This is a genomic window from Marinobacter gudaonensis, from assembly GCF_900115175.1.
GTDB classification, from domain to species: domain Bacteria; phylum Pseudomonadota; class Gammaproteobacteria; order Pseudomonadales; family Oleiphilaceae; genus Marinobacter; species Marinobacter gudaonensis.
Window position 1 is genome coordinate 32,753 of the sequence record NZ_FOYV01000003.1, and the last position, 16,731, is coordinate 49,483.

Sequence of the window (16,731 nt, forward strand, 5' to 3'; positions counted from 1 at the left end):
GGCTACCTTTGCGTTTCTGTTATCAGGTTTCAGCGGACTGCCTGGCCTCGTCGTTGGCCGGCGCCTGCGCTTCTTTCTTTTTCTGCAGTTCAGCCAGTGCCTCCCGGCACCGGGCTTCCGCGGTGTCTATTTCCATTTCTGCCTGGGCAATGTCGTTCTTCTGCTGTTCCAGCATGGCTTTGCGGCCTTCCAGGATTTCCAGCATTTTCAGAAGCTGCTTTTCGTTGCCGGTGAGCGTTTCGTCCCACAGGTCGAAGAGCTCCTTGGTTTCTGCCAGGGTGAAGCCCATGCGCTTGCCACGGAGGATCAGTTTCAGGCGAACACGATCCTTGGTGCTGAAGATGCGTGTCTGTCCACGGCGCCGTGGCTTCAGAAGCCCCTGATCCTCATAGAAGCGGATGCTTCGAGTCGTGACATCGAACTCCTGTGAGAGTTCGCTGATGCTGAACGTTCTTTTTTCGACCATTGCGATTTCCTTTTTCGACTTAGGTTAGATAAAGTTTACGTAAACGTAAAGTAGTTTTCTGGTCCAATTTTCACCAACAGGTTCCCTAAAAGGAGAGCGAAGCATGGAATTCAAAAATGTTCCGGCCATTGTAACAGGCGGCGCATCCGGGCTGGGCGAGGGCGCAGCCCGTGCGCTGGCCGCTGCCGGCTGCAAGGTGGCGATTCTGGATCTGCAGAAGGAGCAGGGCCGAAAAGTGGCTGAGGATATCGGCGGGATTTTCCTGGAATGCGATGTCAGCTCTGCCGACAGCGCCGAGGCTGCCATCAACGCCGCCCGTGAAGCCCATGGGCCCTGCGGTATTGCAGTGAACTGTGCTGGTATTGCCACCGCTGGCAAGATTCTGGGCCGCGAGGGCGTGATGCCGCTGGAGAACTTCAGCAAGGTGGTACAGGTCAATCTCATTGGCACCTTCAATATTCTGCGCCTGGCAGCCGCCGACATGGCGCAGCGGGAGCCTAACGCCGAGGGCGAACGGGGCGTGATCATCAACACCGCCTCCATTGCGGCCTATGAGGGCCAGATCGGCCAGGCAGCCTACAGTGCTTCCAAGGGTGGCGTGGTGTCGCTCACGCTTCAATCCGCCCGGGAGCTGGCGCGTGAGGGCATCCGGGTAAATACGATTGCCCCCGGCCTGTTCATGACCCCCATGATGGCAGGTATGCCTGAAGAAGTTCAGGAGAGCCTGGCGGCCACGCTGCCGTTCCCCAAGCGCCTGGGCAAGCCGGAGGAGTTCGGCATGATGGTGGACCAGATGGTTCGAAACCCGGTGCTCAATGGCGAAGTGATTCGTCTCGACTGCGCGCTGCGCATGGCGCCCAAGTAAAGCATTCATAGCAGGAGACATTCATGACCGTGTCTGTTGATAAAGAAGAACTGGCGATGTTCCGGGAGTCCGTGATCAAGGTCCTGGAAAAGGAAGTAACGCCGCACTACGAAGCCTGGGAAAAATCCGGGCTGGTACCCAGAGAGCTCTGGAACACCCTGGGCAACGCCGGCATGCTGTGCGTGGACGTGCCCGAGGAGTGCGGTGGCATTGGCGCACCCTTCCAGTTTTCCGTGGTGGTAGGCGAAGAACTGGCCCGCATGGGCTTTGGCGCACTGTCCACCAACGTGATGGTGCATTCCGACATTGTTGCCCCGTATCTGAGCCACATTGGTAACGAAGCGCAGAAGCAGCAGTGGTTGCCAAAACTGGTGTCGGGCGAGGCCGTTGGCGCCATCGCCATGACCGAGCCCGGCGCCGGCAGTGACCTGCAGGCCATTCGCACCAGCGCGGTGAAAGACGGCGACGATTACATCCTGAACGGCTCCAAGACCTTCATCACCAACGGCCAGCACGCCGACATGGTGATTGTGGCCGCCAAGACCGACCCCAAGGCCGGTGCCCGTGGCATCAGCCTGTTCCTGGTAGACACCTCGCTGCCTGGCTACAGCAAGGGCCGCAACCTGGACAAGATCGGCCAGCATTCCGGCGATACCTCCGAGCTGTTCTTCTCGGATATGCGCATCCCGGCTTCTGCTTTGCTGGGCGAAGAAGGCCAGGGCTTTGTGTACCTGATGCGCGAACTGCCCCGCGAGCGCCTGGTGATCGGCGCCCTTGGCGTGGCCGCCGCCCGGGGTTCCCTGGACCTGACCATCGCCTACGCCCAGGAGCGGGAACTGTTCGGCCAGAAACTGGCCCAATTGCAAAACACCCGCTTTGAAATCGCGCGCATGGAAACCGACTACCGGGTGAACAAGGCATTCGTGGACCAGTGCATCGACCAGTACGACCGCGGCGAGCTGGATGCGCCCACCGCCTCCATGGCCAAGTACAGTGCCACCGAGATGCAGTGCCGGGTGGCCGATGGCTGTTTGCAGCTGTTTGGCGGCTACGGCTACACCACCGAATACCCGATCTCCCGGAACTTCATCGACGCGAGGGTGCAGCGAATCTACGGCGGCACCTCAGAGGTGATGAAAGAAATCATTGCCCGCTCGGTACTGGGCAAAGCCTGAAAGAAGGGCCTTTAAGGCCTCAGAAGGCAACTCGAATGCTCGGGGTCCGAGCAGGGGGCAGCCTCTCCGGGACTGTCTGCAGCATGGATGCTGCAGTCAAGCGTACAGGGAAGTATTTACAGCGTGTTCCGGAGAGGCTGCCCCCTGATCGGGCCTTCCACAGAATCAGGAGGACAACCAAATGAACAGCAATGATGTGGTAATCGCAGGCTCAGCAAGAACCCCCATGGGCGGCATGATGGGCTCCCTGAGCTCGGTACGCTCCCCGCAACTGGGCGCCATCTCCATCAAGGCCGCCATAGAGCGGGCCGGCCTGCAGCCGGCGGACATCCAGGAAGTGATCATGGGCTGCGTACTGCCCGCTGGCCTCGGCCAGGCCCCGGCGCGCCAGGCCTCCCGTGCCTCTGGCATCCCGGACAGCTCCGGCTGTACCACCATCAACAAAATGTGCGGCTCCGGCATGCAGGCCGTGATCATGGCCCACGATCAGATCAAGGCCGGCACCAACAACGTCATGATCGCCGGCGGTATGGAAAACATGAGCCAGGCGCCGTACCTGCTGCCCAAGGCCCGTGGTGGCATGCGCATGGGTCATGGCCAGGTGATGGACAGTATGTTCCTCGATGGCCTTGAAGACGCCTACGAGGGCGGCCTGATGGGCGTGTTTGCCCAGCGCACCGCCGACAAGTTCGACATCAGCCGCCAGGCCATGGACGAATTTGCCATCGCATCCCTGCAGAAATCCCTGGCGGCGATCGAGAACGGCTGGTTCCGCGACGAAATCGTCCCGGTAACCGTGTCTGGCCGCGGCGGTGACATCGAGGTGGATACCGATGAACAGCCGGGCAACGCCAAGCCCGAGAAGATTCCGCACCTGAAGCCCGCCTTTGCCAAGGACGGTTCGGTCACCGCTGCCAACTCCAGCTCCATCAGTGATGGTGCCTCCGCCCTCGTACTGGCCTCCGCCGCCGAAGCCGATGCCCGCGGTCTGGTGCCCCAGGCCCGAATTGTGGCCCACGCCACCCACGCCCGCCTGCCGGCCGAGTTCACGCTGGCTCCGATCGGCGCCATCGAGAAAGTGCTCAAGAAAGCCGGCTGGAACAAGGATGACGTGGATCTGTTCGAGATCAATGAGGCCTTCGCGGTGGTGACCCTGGCCGCCATGAACGAGCTCAAGCTGCCGGCCGAGAAGGTGAACGTGCACGGTGGCGCCTGCGCCCTGGGGCATCCGATTGGCTCCTCGGGCTCGCGGATCATCGTGACTCTGATCAACGCGCTCAAGCAGCGTGGCCTCAAGCGTGGCGTGGCTTCGCTGTGTATTGGGGGTGGTGAGGGTACCGCTGTTGCCATCGAGTTGATGTAAACTCGCTTCGCGCCGGGGCATCACGCCCCGGCCTGATATTGCCTCGGTTCGATTTTCAGTTTTTTCAGCCTTGATGTAAGGGTGGTGGGCTTTACGCCCAGAAGCGCCGCGGCGCCGTCGTCGCCAAACACCCGCCCGCCGCTGATTTTAAGGGCACGAACCAGGTTTCGCTTTTCCAGTTCCCGAAGCTCTTCTTCTGTCAGCAAGTCACCGTCAAAATGCCTGGTCGGCGGTGTTGGTACGCTGGGTGTCAGGGCGGCTGTATCCTGCCCCAGCAGATCCAGATCCAGGCGCCCGTCGGCAGTGATCACCTGGCGCTCGATTACATTCTCCAACTCCCGCACGTTGCCCGGCCAGTGGTAGGCCTTCAGGGTTTCCACATCCCTTTCCCGCAGGACCAGGGTGGGGCGGTTGAATTTCTGGCAGGCCCGGTTGAGGAATTCCTGGGCCAGAATCGGGATGTCTTCCAGGCGACGTCGCAGGGGCACGGACTCGATGGGGAAGACGTTCAGTCGGAAATAGAGGTCCTCCCGGAAGGTCTTGTGCTGGACCTCGGCTTTGAGGTCGCGGTTGGTGGCGGCAATGACTCGAACGTCCACGGCCCGGGTCCGGTTTTCGCCCACCCGCTCGAACTGCTGATCCTGTAGCACCCGCAGCAGTTTGCCCTGAAGTTCCAGCGGGATTTCCCCCACTTCGTCCAGGAACAGGGTGCCGCCGTCGGCCAGTTCGAACCGGCCCACACGGTCGCTGACGGCGCCGGTGAAGGCGCCCTTGATGTGGCCGAAGAACTCGCTCTCGAACAGATCCTTGGGGATGGCGGCGCAGTTCACCCGGATCAGAGGCCGATCGCGCCGGCTGCTGGACTGGTGGATGGCGCGGGCAATCAGCTCCTTGCCGGTGCCGGACTCGCCGGTGATAAGCACGTTGGCGTCGGTGGGCGCCACCATGCCAATGCGCCGCACAATGGCCTTGATGGCATCGCTCTGGCCGAAGATCTCGTGGAAGTGGTACTCGGCGCTCAGTTCCTCCTGCAGGTAGGCGTTCTCCATTTCCAGCCGGTGCTTGAGGGTTTCCACTTCCTTCAGGGCCTCCTGCAGTTCCTGGCGGGCCTCGAGGCGGGCCGAGATATCACGGAACACCACCACGGCGCCCACTGGGTGGCCGTTATCGAGAATCGGTGTGCTCGTGTATTCAACGGGGAAGCCGCTGCCATCCTTGCGCCAGAACCAGTCCTCGCCCACACGCTTGACGCTGCCATCCCGGAAGGCGGCGTAGATGGGGCATTCCTTGAGTGGAAAAATGGAGCCGTCTTCGTGCGAGTGATGCACGACCCGATGGATCACACGCCCCATGAGTTCATCAATGCGCCAGCCCAGCATGCGTTCCGCCGCCGGATTGGCGAAGGTGGTGCGACCCTCGGCATCCACGCCATAGATGCCTTCGCCCACCGCATGCAGGATCAGCTGGTTTTCCCGCTCCATGTCCTTGAACAACTCCTCCACCCGGCGCCACTCCAACAGGCCACCCCGGTGATAGTGGTTGGCATCGTGACGCTCCCTCAGGGTGCGCAGCTGGCGGCGGTCACGCAGCAGCAACAGCAGGTTCTGGGATTCGGCCTCACCCACCCGCGAGGAGGAAATTTCCAGTTCCACCGTATGGCCGTCCCGGTGCTGCAGGAAGAAATCCCGGCTCCAGCCCTGGCTGCGGAACAGGGTTTCCTCGGTAAAGGCAATCAGCTGCGGGCGCTGGTCGGTGAACAGCTGGGTGCAGGGTTTGCCACTTATCGACTTGCGATCAGTGCCGATCAGTCGGCCCATGGCACTGTTGGCCGCGAGGATCAGGTCGCGGCCGGCATCCACCAGAAGGGCCGCTTCCGGCAGGTGATCAATCCACTCCAGGTTGTCGAAGAGCGCAATGCGGGTGTCGGTGTTCATGGCGATGTCCTGGGTCAGTCTGAACTCGCCAGTACAAACCCCATGCCAACTACGAAATATCGCAGCCTTAACTACGAAAAATCGTTAATTACGAAAAATCGTAGTGTCCGGCAGACCAACTAGGCCAATAAAAAATTAACGAAAACAGGGTGTTGCAAAAATATTCGGACTTGGCACAAACCCTGCCATATCACCTTCAGAACGCGAAGCCGACCCGATGCGATGTTGCCACCGAGTCCGAGTCGCACCGTTAGTAGCACCAAAAGAGTGCAGAAACACCCTGAAAACCAGGTCCATTACCCAGGAGAGTGCCCAATGACCACGAAAAGCCTTGGAAATCCCTTTGACGGTGACAAGTCCCTGATCCACGCCAAGAACTGCGGCTGCCATGAGTGCCAGCCCGGTGACACTGCACCTTCCATTTCGCTTGATCTGAAACCTGCGGCCAGCCGCCAGGGAGCAGCAGAGGAGCGAATGGACTCCGAAGCGATGATGGATCGCGCTATCGAGAGCGCCGTGGTGCGCTCCGTGTTTGGCCACAACGATCACAGCCGCCGCAGCTTCATGAAGATGATGGGCGCGGGTACCGCCGCCGCGCTGCTTGGTAGTGTGTTCCCCATGGACAAGGCCAAAGCCGCGGTGAAGGAGTCCCTTGGCAAGCTGGAGAAGACCAAGCTGAACGTCGGTTTCGTGCCCATTACCTGCGCCACACCGATCATTATGGCTCACCCCATGGGCTTTTATGAGCGTTATGGCCTGGATGTGACCGTAACCAAGACCGCGGGCTGGGCAGTCGCCCGGGACAAGTCCCTGGCCGGTGAATACGACGCCTCCCACATGCTCACCCCCATGCCCCTGGCCATGACCATGGGTGCCGGCTCCACGCCCGAGCCATTCATCATGCCGGCGGTAGAGAACATCAACGGCCAGGCCATCGTTCTGCACGTGGACCACAAGGACAAACGCGATCCCAAACAGTGGAAGGGCTTCAAGTTTGGTGTGCCGTTCGAGTATTCCATGCACAACTTCCTGCTGCGCTACTACCTGGCCGAGAACGGCATCGACCCGGACACCGACGTGCAGATCCGTGTGGTACCGCCACCCGAAATGGTGGCCAACCTGCGCGCCGGCAACCTCGATGGTTACCTGAGCCCGGACCCGTTCAACCAGCGTGCCGTGTGGGAGAAAGTGGGCTTCATTCACATGCTCACCAAGGATATCTGGGAAGGCCACCCCTGCTGCGCCTTCGCCTGCAGCCAGCAGTTCGCCACCGAGAACCCGAACACCTACGGCGCCCTGCTGCGGGCCATCATTGATGCCACCCAGTACTCCAACAACCCGGAGAACCGCAAGGAAATCTCCGAAGCCATCGCGCCCAAGAACTACCTGAACCAGCCGGTGCCGGTGATCCAGCAGGTGCTGACCGGCTACTACGCCGACGGCCTGGGCGAAGTGAAAAACGTGCCGGACCGTATCGATTTCGACCCATTCCCGTGGCACTCCATGGGCGTGTGGATCCTCACCCAGATGAAGCGCTGGGGCTACATCGAGGGCGATGTGGACTACAAGGGCATTGCCGAGCAGGTCTATCTGGCCGGTGAGACCGGCAAGCTGATGGAGGAGATGGGCTACAGCGCGCCGGACAAGACCTACAAGACCCACACCATCATGGGCAAGACCTTCGATCCGGACAGCGCGGAAGAGTACGCCCGCAGCTTTGCCATCGGGAGGGTGTAACCATGGCTTCCCTGAACGTACGCGCAGCCCTGCTGTCGGTGTCGTTCCTGATTCTGGCCCTGGGGCTCTGGGAAATGGCAACCCAGCCCCCGGAGGCCCAGACCGGGCTCACCGAATACGAAATGCTCATGGGCGGGGCGGAACAGGAATCCCGGGTGCCGCCACCGTCGGCGGTGATCAAGCTGGCCTGGGCAGAGCTGTCCAATCCGTTCTATGACGCCGGCGCCAACGACAAGGGCATCGGCATCCAGCTGGCCTACTCAGTGTACCGGGTACTCACCGGCTACCTGGCGGCCATGGCCATCGCGTTGCCCATCGGCTTCCTGATCGGCATGTCGCCGCTGATGTACAAGGCCCTGAACCCGTACATCCAGGTGCTGCGGCCGATCTCGCCGCTGGCCTGGATGCCCTTGGCGCTGTTCATCATCCAGGACTCCGACGCCTCGGCGATCTTCGTGATCTTTATCTGCTCGATCTGGCCGATGCTCCTGAACACTGCCTTTGGTGTGGCCAACGTCCGGCAGGACTGGGTGAACGTGGCCCGCACCCACGAACTCAGCCCGATCAAGACCGCGCTCACGGTCATCCTGCCGGCCGCGGCGCCCACCATCCTCACCGGCATGCGCATCTCCATCGGCATCGCCTGGCTGGTGATCGTGGCCGCGGAGATGCTCGTGGGCGGCACCGGCATTGGCTACTACGTGTGGAACGAATGGAACAACCTGGATCTGGCCAGTGTGATCTTCTCCATCCTGATGATCGGGGTGGTGGGCATGCTGCTGGACCTGGCCCTGGGCAAGGCCCAGAAACTGGTGGAATACAAAGAATGAGCGGCCCGGCACCGGTCTGCGGTGCCGGCCTCAACCCTCCGAACGGAGACCTGTTATGAGTAAGTCATTCCTGGAAGTAGATGGTCTGTCCAAGATCTACCCGGACGGCCAGGGCGGTGAGCTGACCGTCTTCGAGGATGTCCGCTTTGCCCTGGAGAAAGGGGAGTTTGTCTGCATCATCGGCCACTCGGGCTGCGGCAAATCCACCATCCTGAACGTGCTGGCAGGCCTGGACGAAGCCAGCGCCGGCAACGTGGTGATGAACGGCAAGGAAATCAAAGGCCCGGGTCTTGAGCGTGGCGTGGTGTTCCAGAACTACAGCCTGCTGCCCTGGAAAACCGCCCTAAACAACATCGTGTTTGCGGTTAAAGCGCGCTGGCCCAGCTGGTCCAAGGAAAAAGTGAGGGAACACAGCGAGCGCTACCTGAAAATGGTGGGCCTGGAGCACGCCATGAACCGAAAGCCCTCGCAGCTGTCCGGCGGTATGCGCCAGCGGGTGAGTATCGCCCGGGCCTTCGCCACCCAGCCGGAACTGTTGCTGCTGGACGAACCCTTCGGCGCGCTGGATGCCCTGACACGGGGCGTGATCCAGGACGAGCTGGTGAAAATCTGGGAAGAAACCCGCCAGACCGTCTTCATGATCACCCATGACGTGGATGAGGCCATCCTGCTGTCCGATCGCATCTTCCTGATGTCCAACGGCCCCAACGCCCGGATCGCCGAAAGCGTGAAAGTGGATATCCCGCACCCACGGGCCCGCTCCACCATCTTCCAGAACCCGGCCTACCACAAGACCCGGGATTACCTGGTGGACTTCCTGGTGAACCGCAGCGGCTCGGCCCTGCCGGAAAAAGACGGCACCCCGAAAGTCGCCGAACCTGCCAAAGGTGTCGCGCAATCGTCGCCCGAGGCCTCTGACACCGAATCCGAATCTGAAACCGCCGCGCGCGCGGTGAATGCCTGACGTAACAACCCAAGAGAGGAAAACAGCCATGATGAACAAAGAACTGATGACCGCCAAAATCCTGGAAGCCAAAGTCGCCAAGGGCATGACCTGGGAAGCCATTGCCGAAGCCATCGGCATGTCCCCCGTGTTCACCACCTCGGCCGCCCTGGGCATGAACAGCCTCACCGAAGACAAGGCGTTCGCCCTGTGCGAAACCCTGGGCCTGGAAAAGCCGGTGGCGGAAGCCCTGCAGGTGTGCCCGAAGAAAGCCTGGGACGGCGCCGTTCCCCAGGACCCGCTGATCTACCGTCTGTATGAAGTGGTCGGCGTATACGGCGACACCATGAAGGAACTCATCCATGAGAAGTTCGGTGACGGCATCATGAGTGCCATCGATTTCACCATGGACATCGAGAAGGAAGAGAATCCGAAGGGCGACCGTGTGGTGGTCACCATGAACGGGAAATTCCTGCCCTATAAGGCCTGGTAACCCTGGGTTCTTTAACCTCGGAGGTCTCGTCCTTGTAGCCTGTTGGCTGGGGGGCGGGCCTGCGGGGTGGCAGGTGGAGTTTTTCTTGGAAAAAGAACTCGCTTCGCTCAGACACCTTTTTCCGGCGAAAAATCCACCTACCACCCCGCGCCGACGTGCAACAGGGGTTCACGAGGTTAAAGACTCTTGTGCTCGTGTAGGTTGGATTAGCCGTAGGCGTAATCCAACAGATTTTGTCGGATTACGCTTTGCTAATCCGACCTACAAACTCCTGATTCTGCATTAAGGTCTTTTTCTTTCATTTGGTCTATCGTTTCTGCCCGTCGGTAGGGGGTGGCGGTATTTTTTCTGACAGGGAAAAGGTGTCTGAGCGAAGCGAGTTCTTTTCCCCGAAGAAAAAATACCGCCACCCGCGTACCTGCCCGCCAAACCTCAGGCTAAAGAGAAACCTGCCCGCCAACCCTCAGGCTACAAAAAGACTATACCCGCCAAACCTCAGGCCAACCGAGACCGAGCCACGCCCCCGGAAGCAAGCGCCACCTCAGCAACCGTATGCAGCTTCTCCAGTTGCGACTGCAACATGGCAATCGGCCGGGTGCCTTCCAGGGTGAGGGCGATGTTCAGGTGCTCCCCGGCGGTCTCTACCGCCATTGTGGCGATTCGGAACCCGCGGATGCGGACCACCTGGCAAAGGCGTTCCAGGGCGGCCGCTTCCTGATTCATTCGGCAGTGGATGGTGTAGCTGGGCGTTGCTGGCTGGCTTTGCGGGTTCATGCTACCTGCTCCTGCTTGTTGTTTGTGGTGCGTCGGGTTTCGTCGATCATGTCGGTGTTGCTGGCGCCGGGTTTGACGATGGGCCAGACGTTTTCGTCGCGGCTGATGGCCACGTGCAGCAGCATCGGGCCGTTGTAGGCCAGTATGGTTTCGATGCCCCGGCGGATCTGGTCGGTGCGTTCGATGTGCAGGGCCGGGATGTCGAAGGCCCGGGCCATGGCTACGAAGTCGGGGTTGTCGTCCAGGTTTATCTGGCTTTCCCGGTTGTTGTAGAACAGCTCCTGCTGCTGGCGGACCATGCCCAGGCACTGGTTGTCCATGACGATCAGTTTCACCGGCAGGTTGTAGCGGCGGATGGTGGCCAGTTCCTGTGCGTTCATCATGAACGAGCCATCGCCGGTAACGTTGATCACGGTGCTGTTGCGATCTGCAAACTGCGCTCCGATGGCGGCGGGCAGGCCGAAGCCCATGGTGCCCAGGCCACCGCTGGTGAGGTGGTGGCGCGGGTGGTCGAACTCGTAGTGCTGGGCCACCCACATCTGGTGCTGGCCCACGTCGCAGGCGATGACGGTGTCGTCCGGGGCAATCCGTGACAGCTGGCGGATGAACGCCGGGCCGGTGATCGGGGCCAGGGGCTCTTCGTTGTCGGCGGCGTGGAAGCCGCCAGTGGTGTGCCACGTTCGGCACTGCTTCTGCCAGGGGGCAATGGCCAGCGGCTGTTTCTCAAACGCCTCGGTGAGCGCCGACAGAATAGCGTTCAGGTCGCCACGGATAGCCAGGTCGGCCGGGCGCAGTTTGTTGATCTCGGCGGCGTCGGCGTCGATGTGGATCATCCGGGCGTTCGGGGCAAAGCCGTCCAGCTTGCCGGTGGCCCGGTCGTCCAGGCGGGCGCCGATCACCAGCAGCAGGTCGCATTCGTCCACCGCCTTGTTGGCCGCCCGGGAGCCGTGCATGCCCAGCATGCCGAGGTTGTAGGGGTTGTGCTTGCCGGCATTGCCGATGCCCTTCAGGGTGACGACCGCGGGCAAGGCGGAGGTTCCGGCAAAGGCACGGAAGCTTTCCTCGGCGTGGGCCAGGCTGATGCCGCCGCCGCTGTAGAGCAGGGGCTTGCGGGCTGTTCGCAGCATGGCCAGGGCGTCGGTCAGATCCGGAGCGGCGTTGGAGGCGGTCGACTGTTGAGGGGCGGGCGCCTCGGCCACTTCGGTCAGCAACAGGTCTTTAGGGATATCAATCCAGACCGGACCGGGGCGACCGCTCTGGGCGAGTTCAATCGCCTCTTCCAAGATGCCGGGCAGGCTGTCCGCATCGTCGATCAGGTAGCTGTGTTTGACGATGCCCAGGGTCATGCCGAGTACGTCGGTTTCCTGGAAGGCGTCGGTGCCGATCAGTCCGGAGGGCACCTGGCCGGTGATCACCAGCATGGGAATGGAATCCCGGTGGGCGTTGGCCACGCCGGTAATCAGGTTGGTGGCACCGGGCCCGGAGGTGGCAATGCACACGCCCAGCTTGCCACTGGCCCGGGCGTAGCCGTCGGCGGCCAGGGCGCAGGCCTGTTCGTGGCGGCACAGCACGTGTTCCACACCCACATCGTCCACCAGCGCGTCATAGAGCGGCATGATGCAGCCGCCGGGGTAGCCGAATACCGTGCTGATGTGGTGGCGGTGGAACGCTTCAAGAATGTGCTGTGCGCCGTTCATGGTCGTTTTTCCCTTTTCTTTTGCCGTAAAAAAAGAAACCCCCGGGACCTTTCGGTGCCGGGGGTTTCTGGTGTCTTGTCAGGTTGTCGCTATCTCACCCGCTTGTCCACGCAAAAGCCCCCGGACGGTACCACGACCACCAGGACGAGCTTCACAAGGACAATCACTGAGTTGAGATTCATAAAATCGACGGTCTGCTCTGAATTCATAAAACGATTCTGTGTAGAATCTAACCCACGTTTTTAGCCGGGCGCAAGCCTTATTTACAGAGAGCATTCAATGACGAAAGCAAAATGGGGGTCGATCGGGCTTTCTCTACTGATCGTGGTGGTTCTGGTGATCTGGATGGCGATCGGGGAAGTGAAGGTGGCCAGCGAAGAGGCGCCGCAACGCCAGGAGAACGTCGAGGACTCACTCACCAGCGTGCAGGTGGAAACCCTGAGTGCCAGGCTCCATGAACCCGGGCTTATGCTCCAGGGCCAGCTTGAGCCCTGGCGTTCGGTGATGCTCAGTGCCCAGGTGTCGGGCCGGGTGGAATCCCTGTCTGTGGGGCTGGGAGATGACGTACGCCAGGGTCAGCAACTGCTGGAGATCTCTGATGAAGGGCGCAATGCCGAGGTTCTGCGTTGGCAGTCCCGGGTCAAGAAACTGGAGGCTGATCTGGCGGCGGCCAGGCGCCTGCGGTCTGGCAACCTGGCCGCAGAATCCGAGGTCCTTGGCCTTGAAAGCGACCTTGCGGCGGCGCGTGCCGAACTGGCCATTGCCCGGCAGGTCGTCGACCACCTGACTCCGGAAGCGCCCTTTGATGGCATCATCAACCAGAAATCTGTGGATACCGGTGACCTGGTGCAGATTGGCTCACCGCTGCTTGAACTGGTGCAGGTGGATCGCCTGAAGGCAACCGCCCGGGTGCCCCAGCAATCGGTGGCGGATGTTGCGCCGGGCCAGGCGGTGCGCGTGGATCTTCTGGACGGCAGCCAGCTCTCGGGTGTCGTGACCTTTGTAGCCAGTGCCGCGTCACCGGAAACCCGCAGTTTTGCGGTAGAGATCGCGGTGGAAAATCCGGATCGCAAACGGATTGCCGGCGGCAGTGCGAGCCTGCGTGTAGCCCTGCCGGAGGTGAAAGCGATGTTCATTTCGCCCGCCTATCTGTCGCTCGGCGATGATGGACGACCCGGAGTGAAGTACGTGAATGGTAACAATGAGGTGGCGTTCGGCCGGGTGAAGCTGCTGAGCGTGTCCACCGAGGGCGCCTGGGTGACCGGCCTGCCGGAGGAGATCCGGCTGATTACCCGGGGTGGCGGCTTTGTCAGTATCGGCGAGCAGGTAGTGCCCGTTGACGCAGCTGAAAACCGGGGCTAAAGCCGATGCGCACCCTCATTTTCGCCGCCATTGATCGCAGCCGGACCACGTTGCTGACATTGCTGTTCCTGATTCTGGGCGGGCTGGCAGCGTTCCAGACCATCCCGAAGGAAGCCAATCCCGACGTCACCATCCCGATGATCTACGTTTCGATGACACTGGATGGCATCAGTCCGGAGGACGCGGAGCGGTTGCTGGTGCGGCCAATGGAGCAGGAGCTGCGTTCCCTGGAAGGCATCAAGGAAATGCGCGGTACCGCCTCGGAAGGCCATGCCTCGGTGATGCTGGAGTTCGATGCCGGTTTCGACCCGGACAAGGCGCTGCAGGACGTTCGGGAGAAGGTGGACACGGCTCGAACCAAGCTGCCCGAGGAAGCGGATGAGCCCAGGGTGAACGAGATCAACGTTTCCCTGTTCCCGGTGCTGTCGGTGGGGTTGTCGGGGCCGCTGTCGGAACGTGAGCTGATCACCATTGCCCGCCGATTCCAGGATGCTATCGAGTCCATTCCGGAAGTGCTGGAAGTGGACATCGGCGGCGACCGGGAGGACCTGCTCGAGATTGTGGTGGACCCCCAGGTGCTGGAGAGCTACGGCATTGATTTTGACCAGCTGGCCGCCCTGGTTACCCGGAACAATCAGTTGGTGGCGGCAGGCTCCCTGGACACCGGTAACGGTCGCATGGCTTTGAAAGTCCCGGGTGTGATCGAGACCATCGAGGATGTCATGTCCATGCCCGTGAAGGTGGACGGCGATACGGTGGTGACTTTCGGCGATGTCGCCATGCTCCAGCGCACCTTCAAGGACCCCACCGGTTTTGCCCGCATCAACGGCGAGCCGGCCCTGGTGCTGGAAGTGTCCAAACGTGCCGGTGCCAACATCATCGAGACCATCGCCCAGGTTCGTGAGCTGATTGACGAGGCCAGGCCGCAGCTGCCGAACTCGCTGGAAATACGCTACATCATGGATCAGTCCCAGGAAGTGAGGGACATTCTAAGCGACCTGCTCAACAACGTACTGACGGCCATTGTACTGGTGTTGATCGTGGTGATTGCCGCCATGGGGCCGCGCTCGGCGGTGATGGTCGGACTGACCATTCCCGGTGCCTTCCTCACCGGTATCCTGGTGATCTGGAGCATGGGGCTGACCCTCAATATCGTGGTGCTCTTCAGCCTGATTCTGGTGGCGGGCATGCTGGTGGACGGCGCCATCGTGGTCTCCGAGCTGGCGGACCGTAACCTGACCGAGGGTCATCCGGTCAGGCACGCCTGGGCCGAGGCGGCCAGTCGCATGGCCTGGCCCATCATCGCCTCCACCGCCACCACCCTGGCGGTATTTCTGCCACTGCTGTTCTGGCCCGGTGTGGTCGGTGAGTTCATGAAGTTCCTGCCGCTGACGGTGATCATCTGCCTGATTGCGTCCCTGGCGATGGCGCTCGTGTTCCTGCCGGTGCTGGGCAGCGTCAGTGGTGGTCGGCGGTCACTCAACACGCAGCCGGGCGGGCGGCTGATGCAAGGGTATCGCCAGCTGCTGACCCGACTTCTGCAATCGCCGGGTCTGACTCTGGTGGGCGTACTGCTGGTGATTGGCGTGATCTACGTGGCCTATGCGCGCTTCAACCATGGGGTGGAGTTTTTCCCGAGCGTGGAGCCGGATTCGGCGCAGGTACAGGTCAGGGCCCGGGGCGATCTCTCCGTTTGGGAGCGGGATGCCATTGTGCGGGAGGTGGAACAGCGTCTGCGTGGCATGCCCGAGGTGAAGGCCCTCTACGCACGTTCAATGGTTCGCCCCGGGTCGCAGTTGGCGCCGGATGTGATCGGCGTTCTGCAGTTCCAGTTTACCGACTGGTTCACCCGTCGCCCGGCCAGTGCCATCCTCGAGGATTTCCGCGATCTGACGGCGGACATTCCCGGCATAGAGCTGGAGTTTCGCAAGCAGGAGGGCGGACCGGCGGAGGGTAAGCCCATTGAACTGCAGGTGAGCAGCCGCAGTGCCGGCAACCTGAACGGCTACGTGAATGAGATCAAGGAAAAGATGCGCGAGCTGGGCGGCTTTGTGGACATCGAGGACGATCGTAGCCTGCCCGGTATCGAGTGGCGGCTGCAGGTGGATCGCGAGGCGGCGGCGCGCTTTGGTACAGACGTGCTGGGTATCGGCAGCGCGGTCAGACTGGTTACCAACGGCCTGGTTCTGGCTACCTACCGGCCGGAAGACGTGCGGGATGAAGTCGATATTGTGGTCCGCGTGCCCAACAACTGGCGGGAATTGGACCATCTTCAGCGACAGACCATCAACACGCCCAGGGGCCAGGTGCCGTTGTCGGAATTCGTGGATCTGCGCCCGGGTGACAAGACCAACAGCATTGTGCGGGTGGATGGCCAGCGCACCGTCACCATCAAATCCGAGCTGGCCGAGGGCCGTCGGGTGGACGAACTGCTGCGTTCACTCCAGGCCGCGATGCCCGAGCCGCCAGAGGGCGTGTCGGTGAAGTTCGCTGGTGAGAATGAAGACCAGCAGCAGGCTTCAAACTTCCTGGCCACCGCGTTCCTGGTGGCGATTGGCCTGATGCTGCTGATTCTGGTGACCCAGTTCAATTCCCTGTATCAGACCTTCCTGATCCTGTCGGCCATCGTGCTATCCACCGCCGGGGTTCTGTTGGGGCTCCTGGTGAACGGCCAGTCCTTCGGCATAGTGATGGTGGGCATGGGCACCATTGCCCTGGCGGGCATCGTGGTGAACAACAACATCATTCTGATCGACACCTACAACCAGATGCGCAAGGACGGCATGGACGCCTATGAGGCAGCCCTGGAAACCGGTTGCCTGCGTCTCAGGCCGGTGCTGCTCACTGCGATCACGACGGTTTTGGGTCTGATGCCCATGGTACTGGGCGTGAACGTGGATCTGCTCACGCCCTCCCTGGGCCTGGGTGCGCCTTCCACCCAGTGGTGGACCCAGCTCTCCAGCGCCATTGCCGGCGGACTCACCTTCGCGACCATGCTGACCCTGCTGCTGACACCGGCCCTGCTGGTGCTGGGAAACCGGGCCGGCCGGTCCATACGGGGCCTGGCCGGACGGGTGCGTGGCGCTTGATGG

At 61.5% G+C, this 16,731-nt stretch carries 13 protein-coding genes; 9 read left to right on the plus strand and 4 right to left on the minus strand.

Annotation, left to right across the window (positions count from 1 at the left end):
- Positions 1-22: 22 nt before the first annotated feature.
- Positions 23-466, minus strand: a complete 444-nt coding sequence (locus BM344_RS15005; protein ID WP_091991987.1) for a MerR family transcriptional regulator — start codon at positions 464-466, stop codon at positions 23-25.
- Positions 467-569: 103 nt separating this feature from the next.
- Between BM344_RS15005 and BM344_RS15010 the strand changes: the two genes are divergently transcribed.
- The 3 genes from BM344_RS15010 (at position 570) to BM344_RS15020 (ending at position 3,869) form a co-directional block, all read left to right on the plus strand.
- Positions 570-1,331: an SDR family NAD(P)-dependent oxidoreductase gene (locus tag BM344_RS15010; protein ID WP_091991989.1), complete on the plus strand. Its 762-nt coding sequence runs from the start codon at positions 570-572 to the stop codon at positions 1,329-1,331.
- Between the two features lie 23 nt (positions 1,332-1,354).
- Positions 1,355-2,506, plus strand: a complete 1,152-nt coding sequence (locus tag BM344_RS15015; RefSeq protein ID WP_091991991.1) for an acyl-CoA dehydrogenase family protein — start codon at positions 1,355-1,357, stop codon at positions 2,504-2,506.
- A 181-nt stretch (positions 2,507-2,687) separates the two neighbouring features.
- Positions 2,688-3,869 (plus strand): acetyl-CoA C-acyltransferase, encoded by a 1,182-nt coding sequence (locus BM344_RS15020; protein WP_091991993.1) that lies wholly within the window; start codon positions 2,688-2,690, stop codon positions 3,867-3,869.
- 20 nt (positions 3,870-3,889) lie between these two features.
- On the opposite strand, the gene BM344_RS15025 is transcribed toward BM344_RS15020, so the two are convergent.
- Positions 3,890-5,803, minus strand: a complete 1,914-nt coding sequence (locus tag BM344_RS15025) for a sigma 54-interacting transcriptional regulator (RefSeq protein ID WP_091991995.1) — start codon at positions 5,801-5,803, stop codon at positions 3,890-3,892.
- Positions 5,804-6,118: 315 nt separating this feature from the next.
- On the opposite strand from BM344_RS15025, the gene BM344_RS15030 reads away from it, so the two are divergent.
- From BM344_RS15030 to cynS, 4 genes are read left to right on the plus strand one after another with little or no spacing between them, the layout of a single operon-like run.
- The gene (locus BM344_RS15030; RefSeq protein WP_091991997.1) at positions 6,119-7,540 is read left to right on the plus strand and encodes an ABC transporter substrate-binding protein; all 1,422 of its coding nucleotides are present in this window, start codon (positions 6,119-6,121) and stop codon (positions 7,538-7,540) included.
- 2 nt (positions 7,541-7,542) lie between these two features.
- On the plus strand, positions 7,543-8,370 hold the full coding sequence (gene ntrB, locus BM344_RS15035) for a nitrate ABC transporter permease (protein WP_091991999.1): 828 nt from the start codon (positions 7,543-7,545) through the stop codon (positions 8,368-8,370).
- Positions 8,371-8,425: 55 nt separating this feature from the next.
- Positions 8,426-9,334, plus strand: a complete 909-nt coding sequence (locus tag BM344_RS15040; RefSeq protein WP_091992001.1) for an ABC transporter ATP-binding protein — start codon at positions 8,426-8,428, stop codon at positions 9,332-9,334.
- A 28-nt stretch (positions 9,335-9,362) separates the two neighbouring features.
- Complete coding sequence (gene cynS, locus BM344_RS15045) at positions 9,363-9,806, plus strand: cyanase (RefSeq protein WP_091992003.1); 444 nt, start codon at positions 9,363-9,365, stop codon at positions 9,804-9,806.
- A gap of 495 nt (positions 9,807-10,301) precedes the next feature.
- On the opposite strand, the gene BM344_RS15050 is transcribed toward cynS, so the two are convergent.
- Together BM344_RS15050 and ilvG are read right to left on the minus strand one after the other, a co-directional pair.
- Positions 10,302-10,580: an ACT domain-containing protein gene (locus BM344_RS15050; RefSeq protein ID WP_091992005.1), complete on the minus strand. Its 279-nt coding sequence runs from the start codon at positions 10,578-10,580 to the stop codon at positions 10,302-10,304.
- Positions 10,577-12,277 (minus strand): acetolactate synthase 2 catalytic subunit, encoded by a 1,701-nt coding sequence (gene ilvG / locus BM344_RS15055; RefSeq protein ID WP_091992007.1) that lies wholly within the window; start codon positions 12,275-12,277, stop codon positions 10,577-10,579. Before ilvG ends, BM344_RS15050 begins: the two co-directional genes overlap by 4 nt.
- Positions 12,278-12,556: 279 nt before the next feature.
- Between ilvG and BM344_RS15060 the strand changes: the two genes are divergently transcribed.
- Positions 12,557-13,639 carry an efflux RND transporter periplasmic adaptor subunit gene (locus tag BM344_RS15060; RefSeq protein WP_091992009.1) on the plus strand — a complete coding sequence of 361 codons (1,083 nt, stop codon included), beginning with the start codon at positions 12,557-12,559 and terminating at the stop codon, positions 13,637-13,639.
- Between the two features lie 5 nt (positions 13,640-13,644).
- Entirely contained in the window at positions 13,645-16,728 is a 3,084-nt protein-coding gene (locus BM344_RS15065; protein WP_091992011.1) for an efflux RND transporter permease subunit, read from the plus strand.
- Positions 16,729-16,731 lie beyond the last annotated feature (3 nt).

What these genes read in the sequence shown, in the direction of transcription:
- BM344_RS15060 (WP_091992009.1), top strand. Translation starts at nt 12,557, where the DNA reads ATGACGAAAGCAAAATGGGGGTCGATCGGGCTTTCTCTACTGATCGTG.
- BM344_RS15050 (WP_091992005.1), bottom strand. Translation starts at nt 10,580, where the DNA reads ATGAACCCGCAAAGCCAGCCAGCAACGCCCAGCTACACCATCCACTGC.
- BM344_RS15005 (WP_091991987.1), bottom strand. Translation starts at nt 466, where the DNA reads ATGGTCGAAAAAAGAACGTTCAGCATCAGCGAACTCTCACAGGAGTTC.
- BM344_RS15030 (WP_091991997.1), top strand. Translation starts at nt 6,119, where the DNA reads ATGACCACGAAAAGCCTTGGAAATCCCTTTGACGGTGACAAGTCCCTG.
- BM344_RS15025 (WP_091991995.1), bottom strand. Translation starts at nt 5,803, where the DNA reads ATGAACACCGACACCCGCATTGCGCTCTTCGACAACCTGGAGTGGATT.
- BM344_RS15020 (WP_091991993.1), top strand. Translation starts at nt 2,688, where the DNA reads ATGAACAGCAATGATGTGGTAATCGCAGGCTCAGCAAGAACCCCCATG.
- cynS (WP_091992003.1), top strand. Translation starts at nt 9,363, where the DNA reads ATGATGAACAAAGAACTGATGACCGCCAAAATCCTGGAAGCCAAAGTC.
- BM344_RS15065 (WP_091992011.1), top strand. Translation starts at nt 13,645, where the DNA reads ATGCGCACCCTCATTTTCGCCGCCATTGATCGCAGCCGGACCACGTTG.
- ilvG (WP_091992007.1), bottom strand. Translation starts at nt 12,277, where the DNA reads ATGAACGGCGCACAGCACATTCTTGAAGCGTTCCACCGCCACCACATC.
- ntrB (WP_091991999.1), top strand. Translation starts at nt 7,543, where the DNA reads ATGGCTTCCCTGAACGTACGCGCAGCCCTGCTGTCGGTGTCGTTCCTG.
- BM344_RS15015 (WP_091991991.1), top strand. Translation starts at nt 1,355, where the DNA reads ATGACCGTGTCTGTTGATAAAGAAGAACTGGCGATGTTCCGGGAGTCC.
- BM344_RS15010 (WP_091991989.1), top strand. Translation starts at nt 570, where the DNA reads ATGGAATTCAAAAATGTTCCGGCCATTGTAACAGGCGGCGCATCCGGG.
- BM344_RS15040 (WP_091992001.1), top strand. Translation starts at nt 8,426, where the DNA reads ATGAGTAAGTCATTCCTGGAAGTAGATGGTCTGTCCAAGATCTACCCG.